Origin of the sequence: Streptomyces sp. Root1310, from assembly GCF_001426425.1 — a bacterium.
Lineage (GTDB): Bacteria > Actinomycetota > Actinomycetes > Streptomycetales > Streptomycetaceae > Streptomyces.
Genome location: NZ_LMEQ01000012.1, coordinates 322,873 through 335,985, shown reverse-complemented (window position 1 = coordinate 335,985; position 13,113 = coordinate 322,873). Strand labels below are relative to the sequence as shown.

6 protein-coding genes and 1 pseudogene are annotated in these 13,113 nt (G+C 74.0%); 1 reads left to right on the top strand and 6 read right to left on the bottom strand.

All coding sequences use genetic code 11. The features are described from left to right. Window position 1 precedes the first annotated feature (1 nt). The 6 genes and pseudogenes from ASD48_RS19725 to ASD48_RS19700 all read right to left on the bottom strand — a co-directional run. Window positions 2–889 (bottom strand): annotated as a pseudogene (locus tag ASD48_RS19725) (serine/threonine-protein kinase); the annotation flags it as partial. A 353-nt stretch (window positions 890–1,242) separates the two neighbouring features. Beyond that, window positions 1,243–2,856: a serine/threonine-protein kinase gene (locus ASD48_RS19720; protein ID WP_057602921.1), complete on the bottom strand. Its 1,614-nt coding sequence runs from the start codon at window positions 2,854–2,856 to the stop codon at window positions 1,243–1,245. Between the two features lie 91 nt (window positions 2,857–2,947). Next, complete coding sequence (locus ASD48_RS19715; RefSeq protein ID WP_057602920.1) at window positions 2,948–4,606, bottom strand: serine/threonine-protein kinase; 1,659 nt, start codon at window positions 4,604–4,606, stop codon at window positions 2,948–2,950. A gap of 72 nt (window positions 4,607–4,678) precedes the next feature. Next, a complete protein-coding gene (locus ASD48_RS19710) occupies window positions 4,679–6,376 on the bottom strand; it encodes a serine/threonine-protein kinase (RefSeq protein ID WP_057602919.1) in 1,698 nt (565 codons plus the stop codon). A gap of 158 nt (window positions 6,377–6,534) precedes the next feature. Further along, window positions 6,535–9,315 (bottom strand): protein kinase, encoded by a 2,781-nt coding sequence (locus ASD48_RS19705; RefSeq protein ID WP_057603534.1) that lies wholly within the window; start codon window positions 9,313–9,315, stop codon window positions 6,535–6,537. 176 nt (window positions 9,316–9,491) lie between these two features. Continuing rightward, complete coding sequence (locus ASD48_RS19700) at window positions 9,492–11,678, bottom strand: serine/threonine-protein kinase (RefSeq protein WP_057602918.1); 2,187 nt, start codon at window positions 11,676–11,678, stop codon at window positions 9,492–9,494. A gap of 252 nt (window positions 11,679–11,930) precedes the next feature. Here ASD48_RS19700 and ASD48_RS19695 point away from each other — a divergent pair, with 252 nt between their 5' ends. Continuing rightward, complete coding sequence (locus tag ASD48_RS19695; protein WP_057602917.1) at window positions 11,931–12,977, top strand: serine hydrolase domain-containing protein; 1,047 nt, start codon at window positions 11,931–11,933, stop codon at window positions 12,975–12,977. The last annotated feature ends 136 nt before the right edge of the window (window positions 12,978–13,113 follow it).

The window sequence follows — 13,113 nt, the reverse complement described above, 5'->3', positions numbered from 1 at the left end:
CCGCGATCGCGGCGAGGGCCTCGGCGACCTCCGCCGGGTCGGGCCGCTGTACCGGGTCGCGTACCAGGAGCCGTACGAGCAGCGGGCCGAGCGGGCCGGCCTGTTCCGGCTCCGGTGGGTCGGCGGCGATGACCGCGGCGAGCGTGGACTCCACGGTCGTACGGCGGAACGGGGACCAGCCCTCGACGGCCGCGTACAGCAGGACGCCCAGGGACCAGAGGTCGGAGGCGGGGCCCCCGCCCCGGCCGGCCATCCGCTCCGGCGCGACGAACTCCGGCGAGCCGACGAACTCGCCGCCTACGGTGAGGGATTCCTCGCCCTGAATGTGGGTGATGCCGAGGTCGGTGAGGACGACCCGGCCGTGGGGGTGCCCCCGCCGGAACGAGGTCGGGAGCGGGGAAGGGCCGAGCAGGACGTTGGCGGGTTTCACGTCCCGGTGGACGATGCCGACGGCGTGCGCGGCACGCAGGGCGCCGAGGACGTCGAGGCCGATCCGGGCGGCCTCGGCCGGGGCGAGCGGGCCGCGCTTCAGCACCTCGTGCAGGGACTCGCCGCGAACCAGCTCCATGACGATCCACGGGAGTCCGCCCTCCCCGTCGGCACCCGCGCCCTCCTCGAACACGACGTCGTGGATGGCGACGGCGCAGGGGTGGTCGACCCGGGCGGCGGCCCTGGCCTCGCGGTGCAGACGGCGGGCGGCCCGGCGGTGGAAGTCGTCCTCGGGATCACCGGGCAGCCGGGGCTGCTTGACGGCGACCTCGCGCTCCATGAGCTCGTCGCGGGCCCGCCAGACGGTGCCCGTACCGCCGGAGCCGATACGTTCCAGCAGCCGGTAGCGCCCGCCCACCGTGCGGCTTTCGGCGCCGCCGGGGTCCCCGTCGTTGCTCATGCCTCCATGACTACCACGATCTCCAGCGCCCTCACCTGCCCACGGCGAACCGTCCCGTTTCCAGCCGTCACACCTCGACCGCACCCGGCCCGGAGAAGTGTGCGGGTATCACCAACTCCCTTTCCTCCAAAGCGCTTTGGAGGACCGTGCGCAGCCGGAGCGGGCCGCGCCGGGCGCCTGGGCCGGGGAGAGGCGATACGGCAGCCCGTACGCCCTCTCCCACGCCTTGAGCCGCGAGTTCGGGACGGCTCCGGGGAGGTACCGGGCCGCCACCGGCCGCCCCTGGCCCGTCACCGGCCGCCCCCCTGGCCCGTCACCGCCCGCCACAGGCCCGGCACGGGCCCGCCACCGGACTAGAGCTTGTCGATCTTCAGGTTGGCGATCGCGATGCGGGCCACCTCCTGGCCGCGCCGGGTGAAGTCGCCCTTGCCCGGGTAGCCGATCATCAGTTTGTACATGTCGCCACCGGTGGACTTGTAGTACAGGATCCTGAGCTCGCGCGGAGCCGGTTCCTGGGTGTCGGTGGTGGTGTACTCGACCGTGTTCCCGGCGGCCTTGCGGTCGTGGAAGGTCATGTTGTCGTCGGTCCGGGTCTTCGGCCCCTCCGGCATCTCCAGCTCGTAGCTGCCGGACTCCTTGAAGTCCCCGTCGTCGGCGTACATCTCGGCGGCCGCGGAGGCCTTGATCTCGCGGCCGGTGTCCTCGGCCTTGCGCTCCACCAGCAGGACGACCGAGATCGCGCCGCTGGGGTCGGTGTAGCTGACCCAGTGTTCGTCGGCGGCGGCGTTCTTCCCGGGCTCGCCGCGTACGTAGGTGTCGGGCACCGCCAGCGTCGCGGTGACCTCCTTCTCGGGCTTCGTCGCCCAGCCGTCCGGCAGCGGCCCCGCGAACGGGTCGGCGACCACCAGGTACGCCGCCACCGCCACCGCGACGACCGCCGCGCCGAGCCCGCTCCACACCGCGCGGCCGAACCGGCGCCGGGCGCGCGGGACTTCCACCTCCCGTACGACCTGGGTGGGCGGGGATGCGGGCGGGTTCGCGGCGGCCTCCAGCAGGGCCCGCACCCGTGCGGCGGCCGGGCGGCGCGCCGGGTCCTTCTCCAGCAGTCCGTTGACCGCCTCGGCGAGCGGGCCCTGGGCGGCGGCGGGCGGCGCGGGCACCGCGTTGAGGACGGACTGGAGCGTGGCCGGGGTGTTGCTGCGGCGGAACGGCGAGACGCCCTCCGTCGCCGCGTACAGCACCACGCCCAGGGACCACAGGTCGGAGGCCGGGCCGGGGCGCTGGCCCAGCACCCGCTCGGGGGCGATGTACTCGGGCGAGCCGACGAAGCCGCCGGTGTCGGTCAGGTTGGTCTCGCCCTCGATCTGGGCGATGCCGAAGTCCGTGAGGACGATCCGGTCGTGGCGGCCGAGGAGGATGTTGTCCGGCTTCACGTCCCGGTGCAGGATGCCCGCCGCGTGCGCGGCCTCCAGCGCGCCGAGCACCTCCAGGCCGACCCTGGCCGCCTCGCGCGCGCCGAGCGTGCCCTCCTGCAGGGCGTCGCCGAGCGAGCGTCCGTGGACCAGCTCCATCACGATCCACGGCCGGCCGTCGACGACCGCCACATCGTGCACGTTCACCACGGCCGGATGGTCCAGCCGGGCCGCGGCCCGCGCCTCGCGGCGCATCCGCTCGAACGCGTTGGCCTGTTCACGTTCGGGAAGGTGGTCCGGGACGCGGGGCTCCTTGACGGCGACCTCGCGGTCCACCGTCTCGTCCTTGGCGCGCCACACCGTGCCCATGCCGCCGTGCCCGAGCTTGGCGAGCAGCCGGTAGCGTCCCGCGATGAGCCGCCCGACGCCCGGCTCCTGCGGCGGGGCGACCTGGACGGGCACCGCGGCCTGCTGGTGCGGTGCCGGCCTGGGCGGTTGCAGAACAAAACTCGTCGTCTCGTCGGCCTCGTGGCCGGCGCCCCCGTCGAAACTCATGGTCCATCCATATCGCGCCAGGCAGGCCGGTATCCACCGGCGGCGCCCACCGGTCACAGACCCGTGACGCGCAACGTTCCTTATCTCCCGTTTAGGTCGATACGGTGAACGTGTCGACCGCGACGTCGAAGTACTCCCGCGCCTCCCGCACCTTCCCGACCGGCGCCGACACCCACACGTCGTACAGCAGACCGCCCTCCTGCCAGCACAGGTCGTAGGTGTGCCGGGGCCCCTCCGCCGCGCTGAAACCGTTCCAGGTGAACTCCCAGAGGGCGGCGGGGTGCCCGCCGTGGCGGGTCTCGGTGACCCGGCCGTCGTGGTAACCCGGGTTGGTGTCCGGGCCCTTGGCGGCCGCCGACTCCATCACGGCGAGCGGGCCGCCGGGCGGTGCGGCGGCGACCTTGACGCCGAGCCGGAAGACCTGCCCGGGGGACATGTAGAAGACCCGCTCGCCCTGCGGTACGCGGGTGAAGTCCTCCGGCACGGCGAGCGAGAACCCGGCGGGATCCACCGCCACCCGGTAGCCGGAGGGGGCGGTGGGCGTACCGGGACGGTCGTCCGAGGCGGGGGAGGCGGAGCCGGCCGTGGAGGAGGCGGCCGGCCGGGAGGGCCGGGAGGACGTGGTCGCACCGGACGGGGAACGGGTGCCCGAGGAGTCCCCGGTGGGCGTCGGGCTCGTCGAGGAACTCGCCGAGGACCCCGGCGCCGAACTCGTGGGGGTGCGCCCGCCGTCGCCGTCCCCGTTCAGCAGCAGCGCCGCCGCCGACACCCCCGCTCCCGCCATCGCGGCGACCAGCAGCGCGGCCACGAGCACCCCTCGCGTGGAGCGCTCCCTCGCCGGCGCCTCCCACCGCGGCCGGGGCAGGTCCGCCTGGGTCGGCGTGTATCTCGACGACACCGGCGTCGGCGTATGCCCGGTGTCCAGATAGGCGCGCAGCAGCCGCTCCGCCTCCTCGGCGCCCAGCCGCCGGTCCGGATCGCGTTCCAGCAGCCCCCTGACCACGGGGAGCAGCGGCTCGGCCTGCGCGGGTGTCCTGATCTCGGCGAAGACCACGGCGTGCAGGATGCCGCCCAACGAGTCGCGGCGGAAGGGGGATTCGCCGCTCAGCGCCGTGCACAGCAGCGCGCCCAGCGACCACAGGTCGGCTTCCGCTCCGGTCCGCGCCCCGGACATCCGCTCCGGCGCGGTGTATTCGGGCGAGCCGACGAACGACCCGGTCTCGGTGAGCGTGGTGGCGCCCGCGACCTGCGCGATACCGAAGTCGGTGAGGACGACGCGGTCGCTGTCGCCTTCGAGCAGGACGTTGGCGGGCTTGATGTCCCGGTGCAGCACCCCGGCCGCGTGCGCGGCGCGCAGGGCCCCGAGCAGAGCGATGCCGATCCGGGCCGCCTCGGCCGGCTCGATCGGTCCCCGCGCGGCGATCCGGTCGGCGAGCGAGCCGCCGTCGATCAACTCCATGACGATGTACGGCCGTTCGCCTTCCTCGACGACATCGTGCACGACGATGATGTGCGGGTGGCTCAGCTGGGCCACCGCGCGGGCCTCGCGCAGGGTCCGGTCGCGGCGGCCCCGCGCCTCCTCGTCGGAGAGCGCGTCGTCCTGGGTCAGCTCCTTGACGGCGACACGCCGTCCGAGCAGCTGGTCGGTGGCGCCCCACACGACCCCCATGCCTCCGCGCCCGAGTCTCGCGTCCAGCCGGTAACGGCCCGCGATGACCCGTGCGGCGTCCCCGCCCCCCTCTGTCCCCATGGGCTCATCATGCCCCACCGGACGTCACGCCTCCGGGGCGCCGTCCGGCCAACTACCGGGACGGGCACGACGCTACGATGTCGGCTCCCGCCAGCTCTGCAGTACGGACCTGAACTGCCCGGCCGCCTCGGTCCAGTCCTCGGCGGGCGAGGACATGTAGATCGCGTACTCGGTGCCGTCGCGGGACACGTACGTCTCCTCGATCGCGCGGCGCGGCCCCGGGAACTTCGTGTCCTTGGCCAGCGCGGTCCAGGTGTACTCCCACTCGGAGCCTTCCCGGTCGCGGTAGACGTTCTTCTCCAGGGTGACCCGGTTGTAGGCGACCAGCCGCTCGAGCTGCTGTTCGAGGTCGATCTGGTGCGCGTACGGATCGCTGAAGTCGGGGGACGTGTCGAGGGCGATCCGGAGGAAGTGCTCGCCGCCGTCGGGCGAGTAGTCGATCTGCTTGAGGTCGCCGTCGTCCTGGAACACCTCCCGTTCCCAGCCCTTGGGGAGGGAGAGCCCGAAGCCCAGCGGGTCGTCGATCTCCTCCCAGGTGTCGGCGCCCTGCCCGCCGGGGGTGCTCGTCCCGGCGGGGGTGCTCGGGCTCGGCGAGGTGGACGCCGTCCCGGACCCGCCGGTGTCCCGCCGCCCCTCGTCCCACTTCTGCCACGCCACGGCCGTACCCCCGCCGACCAGCGCGGCGAGGACGACGACGAGCGCCAGCACGCGACGACGGCGCCGGGGCGGCCGGGACGGCCGGGTGGACGGCGCCGGGCCGATGTCCGTCGGGCCCACGGCGGTCGCGCTGGTCACGGGGTGACCGGGAACGGGCGTCGCCGCCTCCGCCGCCACCGGGACGTACGCGGTGCCGGCCGTCGGACGGGACAGTGAGTGCGCCCCGGAATGATGACCCCCCGCAGAACGGTCGGGCCCTCCGTACTGCGTCGGCACGTACGCCTGCGCCCCGCTGGGGCGCCGGCCCTCGGCCGCCTCCGCGAGGAGTTGCTCGGTCTCGGCGGTGTCCGGGCGGGTGGCCGGGTCCTTGCGCAGCAGGGCGCTGATGACGGGGCCGAGCGGACCGGCGTACCCCGGTTCGGCGGCCTCCTCCTCGACGACGGCCTGAAGAGTGGTCAGCGGCGAGGTGCGCCGGAACGGGGACCGCCCCTCGACCGCCGTGTACAGCGTCGCGCCCAGCGCCCACAGGTCGGAGGACGGGCCGGGGTCCTGACCGCGCACCCGCTCGGGGGCCAGGTAGTCGACCGAACCGACCACCTCCCCGGTCCGGGTGATGGTGCTGTCGCCCTCGATCTGGGCGATGCCGAAGTCGGTGAGGAGGACGCGTCCGTCGTGCGAGAGCAGCACGTTGCCGGGCTTGACGTCACGGTGCAGGACGCCGGCGGCGTGCGCGGCGCGCAGGGCACGCAGCACCCACAGACCGATCCGGGCCGCCTCGGTGGGCTCGACCCGCCCGTCCTCCTTGACGGCGTCGGCCAGCGAACGGCCTTCGACCAGTTCCATCACGATCCACGGCCGGCCGTCGTGTTCGAGCACGTCGTGCACGGTGACCACGGCGGAGTGGTTGATCCGCGCGGCCGCGCGGGCCTCCGCCCTGGTCCGCGCCAGCAGGATGGCCTGGTCGCCCTCCGCGACGTAGAGCGCCGCCGTCAACTCCTTGATGGCCACGGCCCGGTGGAGCAGCTCGTCGTGCGCACGCCACACCCGGCCCATACCGCCGCTCCCGATGGCGTCGGCAAGCCGGTAGCGACCCGCCAGGAGCAGGCCCTGCATCTGATTCACGTTGCCCCGCAATGCTCTTGACAGCGCCAGCCTAAAGACCGGGCAGCTCCCGGGGAACCGGCAGGGTGCCAAGGTGACAGCACTGTGACGGTTGTCGCTTCTCCGGCAGGCGGGGAAGCGGACGGACCCGGGCGGGACCGGACGGGCCCTCAGCCGGTGTACTGGTAGGTGGCCGAAGCCTGCTCGAACAGCCGGCTGACCTCGTCCCGCTCGGCCTCCGGACCCCTGACCTGCACGATGTGGTAGCGCCCCGAGATGAGGATCGCGACATTGCGGACGTACAGCGCCCGCCCGTCGCCGCCGGTCCAGGTGAACTGCCCCTCGGCCATGGTCCGAGCGCCCACCGTCGTCGTGCGCAGCCCGGACGCCGTCGCCCAGCTGGAGTCACGGTACGGCTGGAGCTCGCTCTCCTTCTCCCGCTGGTAGACCATCGGGTCGCTGCTGTTGGACGACGCGCTGTCGCGACCGGGTACGACGATCAGCTCGAAGTCGCCGTGCGTGTACACGACCTGGCCACGCCCGTTCTTCGGGGTGCGGTCCCAGCCGTTGGCCACGGCGACCCGGAAGCCGGCGTCGTCCGCGCGGACGGTGAACCCGTCGGCGGCCTCCGCCCCGGACCCGCCGGTCTGCGTCTGGGTGGCCTCCGCTCCCGAGGACCCGGCGGACGGGGAGGTTGCGGTGCCCGGCGAGGTCTGGTCGGGCCGGGGCTCGCTGCTCGCGTCGGGAGCCTGGCCGCCCGCTGCCCCGGTGGCCCCGGTCCGCCGGGCGCCGTCCGTACCGGCCGCGCCCTCCTCGTCCGCCTTGGGCATGAACATCAGGGCGTACGCGATCGCCCCGGCCAGCAGGAGCAGGATCAGCACCAGCAGGGTGCGGCCCAGGCTGCGGGGCGAACCGCTCGTCTCCGGCCGGCCGCGTTTGTGCCGCGCGTGGGTGGCGGGCAGCCGGGCACGGCGTCTGCGCACCAGTTCGCCCCGGCGGCGGACGATCGGCAGCCGGCGCGGATCGGTCGGCGGCGCGGCGACGACGTACGTGCCCGCCTCCGGCTCCGGCGCGGACCGCACCAGCGAGCGCAGCCAGCCCCGCAGTTCCTCGAATCCGAGGCGCTCGGTCGGGTCCTGGCGCAGCAGCGACTCCACGACCGGCCTGAGCGGGCCGCACTCCTCGGCGAAGGCCGGGGGCTCGGCGCACACCATCTGCACCAGCTCGGCCGTCGACTCCTCCGGATAGGGCGCATGCCCCTGCACGGCCCGGAAGAGCAGCGCGCCCAGCGCCCACAGGTCGGTGGCGGGACCGATCGGCGCGGCCAGCTGCCAGTTCTCGTGCACCGGCCCGGCCTGCTCGGGCGCCCACCGCTCGGTGACCGGCCCGACCACGGCCATCCGCGCCTGACGCGCCCGCTCGGCGGCCAACGCGGTGGCGGGCCCGCGCCGGGGCACGCTCCCGGTCGTCCCGGCCACCGGCTCGTCCCACCGGGCCGCGCCCCGCACCTCACCCGACGGCCCCTGGCCCTGCCCCGGTGCGGGCACCTGAGCGCCGGGTACGGGCGTGAGCGCGGGGTGCGCGGGGTGCGCGGGGTGCGCGGGGTGCGCGGGGTGCGCGGGGTGCGCGGGGTGCGCCGCCGGAGGGGCGGCATACGGTGCGCCGCCAGGAAGGGGACCCGGACCGGCGGTGTGGAGGTGAGCGGGCCGGCCCTGGCCGTAACCGGCGGGGCCGGGCACGGGCGCGCCCGCGACGCCGTAGGGGTCGGCGATCTGCCCGGGGGGATTGCCTCCCGGGGCCCCGTGGCCGTCGTCGCCCGGGGTACGGGCGCCGGGCAGGGCCGCACGTCCGTTCTGCTGCGCCTCCTGGGCCTCCTGCACCCGGGCCGCCGCTCGCGCGCCCGCGCGGTACGCGGCGATCGCCCCGGCACGCGCGGCCCGGATGTCTCCGCCGGTCTCCACGTGCGCCCTGCGGGCCACCGCCCCGGACGCCCCGCCGCCACCGGACGGCTCACCCGCAGGCACCGGCAGCGCACCGGACCCCCGCGCCTCTATGGCCGCCCGCCGAGCGGCCTCGGGATCGGCCGCGCCGGTCCCGGGCCCACTCCCACCGTGGCCGGCCCCGACGGAACCGGCCCCGACAGAACCGGCGAAACCACCGAAGCCGCCCGAGCCACCGGAACCGGCGGAACCACCGAGAGCGCCCGGTCCGTCCTGCCGGGACGGAGCCGCGGAAGTCCGGGGCCCGACGACGCTTCCGCCGTGGCCCGCGTCTGCGTTCCCCCGGCCCGCCGCGCCCCGCTCACGCTCCGCCGCGTCCGGCGCCGGCACCGGGTCGTACCCGCACAGTGCCTCTTCCGCCGCGCCGACCGCCAGTCCGGTCAGCATCACCCGCCCGTCGTCGCAGACGAGGACCGTGCGCGCGGTGATGTTCCGGTGCACCCAGCCGTGAGCGTGCAGGACCCTCAGCGCCATGAGCACGTCGGAGGCGACCTCGGCCGCCCGGTACGGCGTCAGGGGCTTCTCGGCGAGCAGTGCCGACAACGGCCGCGCGGCCACCAGTTCACTCACTATCCACAGCGAGCCGCCCTCGGCGAACACGTCGAAGACCTGGTCGAGCCGCGGATGGTCGGGAATGCTCGCCGTGGCCTGCGCCGCCTCCATGGCACGCCGGACGACGGGGTCGGCGGGCCGTCGCGTTCCCTCACCCACACCCACGCCCCGGGACCTCGGCCCCCGGGCCCCGCGTTCACGCGCGGTGAAGCCCTCGGGCAGCCCCTCCGCGTCGAGCACCTCGGCCTCGACCACCTCAGGCAACGGCACCTGGCGGACCAGGACTTCCTGCCCGCTGTAGGTGTCGAAGGCGCGGGTCTCGGTGAGTTCGTACTCGTCGGCGGGCGGCAACGGCAGGCGGTAGCGGTCGACGAGTACTCGACCCGCGTAGTCGTCCACGTTGCCTCCCCCGGCCGCCCGGTCGATCAATTCCGTTCGCGTTGCGTGCCGTTACAGCCTTATCCGGCCGCATAGCTGGATGCGTACGGTCCGCAAGCACTCACGATACGTGCCGGAGGCAACCCGCAAAGAGGGGATGCCAGATCTCACCCCCGAACACGGCTCCTCGGCGGCCACTACTTCTTGGGCGTGAACGTCTCCGTCAGCGTCGTCCAGGTGGTCTGCCGCAGGTCGGTGCCCCATGCGGCGGACTTGGCCGTGTACATCAGCGCGTACCCGAGGCTGCCGTTCACGACGAACCCGCGGTCGACGGTGCGGTAGGCCGTCCCGCCGTCCGTGTAGGTGAACTCCCAGTCGGCCGTGTTCCAGCCGCGGTAGTTCACCGCCGCTATTCGGATCTTCTTGTACTGGGAGCGCGTCATGCCGCGCTCCTGGTTGTTCCAGTCGGCGACGGGGTCGTCCTTGGGCGTGGTGGTCCAGGCGATGAGCAGCTTCTGTCCGTCGGGCCCGGTGAAACGGTCGCCCGCCGCGTCCGAGGAACGGTACTTCCACCCGGTGGGCAGCCCGATCGAGTACCCCTGACCGCCCTTGTACGTCGTCGTCGCGCTGCCACCGGACGCGGTGACGCCGGATCCGGCGCCCCCGGCCGCGGAGGTGCCGCCCGAGGCGGAACCGGAGGACGCGCCGGGCTCCGAGGACGACGATCCGTCCGCACGGGCCCCGCTGTCCTCGTCCTCCTTGGTGTCGGCGCTCGCGCTCGCGCTCCCGCCGGCCACCGCCCGGGAAGCCCCGCCACCCTTGGCGCCGCCGGCGGTGTCGTCGCCCCCACCGAGGGTGAGGGCCAGCACGGTACCGAGCACCGCGAGCGCCACGACGACGGCGATGATCACCAGCGTCCGCTTGGGCACCACGTCGGTCAGCGGTGCCCTGGGCACGGACCGCGGCGGCAGATCCGGCGGCGTCATCACGGGCCACCCGGAACTCCGCCCGGCACCCCCGCCATTGCCCCCGGAACCAGCACCGGCACCCGCGCCGCCACCGTTACCCGCACCCGTGCCCGTACCGGAACCGGAACGCGCCGCCGGTACGGACGGCGACGCCTGCGCCGCACCGGACACCGGCCCGGACGTCGGCCTGGACGCCGAGGCCGGAGCCGACCCCGTCGTGGCCCGGGAAGCCGGGGCCGCGGGCGCGGCGGCGGAAGCGGTGGCCCCGGTCCCCCGGGCCACACCGCCCTGCTGCGCACCGCCCTGCTGCGCTCCGCTCTTCCGCGTCTCGGGCGCGCCCACGGAACCGGAAGCACTCGTGCCGTTGGCCGACCTGGCGCGGGCCGCGGCCGCCGAGGTCGCGGCGCCCGCCGCGACGGCGGCCTTGCGCACCGAGCGGAACGCGCCGCGCAGCTTCTCGCCCGCCTCGGCGCCCGCCGAACTCCCCCTGCCTCCGGCGGCGTCCGGCAGCGCCGGCAGCGGCACGACCTTCGTCGCGTCGGCCGGCTCCGCGTGCCGCGGCTCGGGCGCGTGCAGCACCGCGTTGAACATCGCCCGCGCACCGGCGTCGTCGAGCCTGCGCGCGGGATCCTTGGTGAGCAGGCCGTAGATGACGTCCTTCAGCGGACCCGCGTTCTTCGGCTCCTCCAACTGCTCGGTCATCACCGCGGTGAGCGTGGCGATCGCCGAACCCTTGTCGTACGGGGGCGAGCCCTCGACCGCCGCGTACAGCAGACCGCCGAGCGACCACAGGTCGGCCGCCGGGCCCGGCTTGTGACCGCGGGCCCGCTCCGGGGAGATGTACGAGGGGGCGCCCACGAGCATGCCGGTAGAGGTGATCGACGGATCGCCCTCGACCTGCGCGATGCCGAAGTCGGTGAGCACGACCCGGCCGTCCTCGGCGATCAGCACGTTCGACGGCTTCACGTCACGGTGCAGGATGCCCTCGCGGTGCGCCGAACGCAGCACGTCGAGGATGGCCAGCCCGACCTCCGCCGCACGCTTCGGCTCCAGCACGCCGTCCTCACGGATGACCTCGGCGAGCGACTTGCCCTCGACGAGTTCCATCACGATCCACGGCCGGTCGTCCTCCTCGACCACGTCGAAGACCGTCACCGCGCTGTTGTTGCGGATCCGCGCGATGGCCTTGGCCTCGCGCAGGGTCCGCGTGATCAGCCGGCGCTTCTCGTCCTCGTCGATGTTCCCCGGGAACCGCAGCTCCTTGACGGCGACCGTGCGTCCGAGGGTCTCGTCCTCGGCGCGCCACACCGTCCCCATGCCGCCGCGGCCGAGTACGTCTCCCAGCCGGTACCGCCCGGCGAGGAGACGTGCGCTCTTGTCCTGACGGGATGCTCCCGCCCGCTCCGCCTCCGACATGCGTCCCCTCATGCAACCCGCCCTGACAGAGCCTCCATTGTCCCTCACCCGACAAGTGCCCAACGCCCAGGGTGCCCCTCATCCCCTTTCGGCCGCACTCAGGAGCGGTGCATTCCGGCCAGAAGGTGCAGCACACTCCGGCCACGGAGCCCCCACGAGCCCCTTTCGTCGGTCGGGGACCGGATGAAGTGAGGCGCGACCGACCCTGGATGATGAGCCTGCCGGGAGAGAAGAGAGGAAGGAGGAGCCGTGATGCGACCGCTACGGAGCCTGGTGGCCGTACCCGTGTCCCTCGCGCTCCTCGGCCTGTTCACAACCGGCTCACAGGCGGCTGCCCCCGTTCTCCCCACGGACTCCCTCCTCCCGCTGCTCCTCCCGCGGGGCAAGGCGCCCGCCGCCGCCCTGCTGGCCCGTGAGGAGAGCGGCACCCGCTACGCGGAGGCGGGCCCGGACATCTCCCGGTCCGACCACTTCCGGGCCGGCAGCATCACGAAGACCTTCCTCGCGACCGTCGTACTGCAACTGGCCGCCGAGCAGCGGCTGTCGCTGTCCGACACGGTGGAGTCGCACCTGCCGGGCCTGGTGCGCGGGGCGGGCAACGACGGGCGCGCGCTGACCCTGCGTTCCCTGCTCACCCACACCAGTGGCCTGTACGACTTCACCCGGGACACCGAGGGCACCGTCCCGCTGCTCCCGCTGCAAGCCGTCCGTATCGCTGTCACCCACCCTCCGGCCGACCTCGGCCGCTTCGCCTACTCCAACACCAACTACGTCCTGCTCGGCCTGGTGGTCGAGCAGGTCACCGGCCGCTCGTACGCCACGGAGGCGGAGCGGCGGATCATCGCTCCCCTGCGTCTGACGGGCACCTCCTTTCCCGGCTCCCGCACCTCTTTGCCCTCCCCGCACAGCCATGCCTACGACCTTGACGGGATCGAAGTCACCGAGCTCGACCCTAGGGTGGCCGGGGCCGCGGGCGAACTGGTGACCACACTCACCGACCTGGACCGCTTCTACGCGGCACTGCTCGGCGGTGAACTGCTACCCCCGCGCCGGCTGCGCGAGATGCTCGACACCCGTACCGCACACGGCTCGTACGGCATGGGCCTGTTCCCCGCGAAGCTCCCGTGCGGCGTCACGGTGTGGGGGCACAACGGCCGGATCTCCGGCAGCTACGTGCGCACCGCGGCCACCGTCGACGGTCGGCGTGTCCTCACGTTTCGGGTGAACACGACGGCGATCGCAGACCCCGCCATCGAACCGGCCCTGCTCGCCGCCGAGTTCTGCCCTCGCACTACGTAGAACGAGCCGGTGGCGAACAGAGATCCCGCATCCCGACACCCGTTCGAGTGAACCCACCACGCGAAGCCGAACCCGGTCCGACCTGGCCGGACCCGTCCCGACCTGGCCGGACCGGCCGGACCGTGCGGACCCAGGT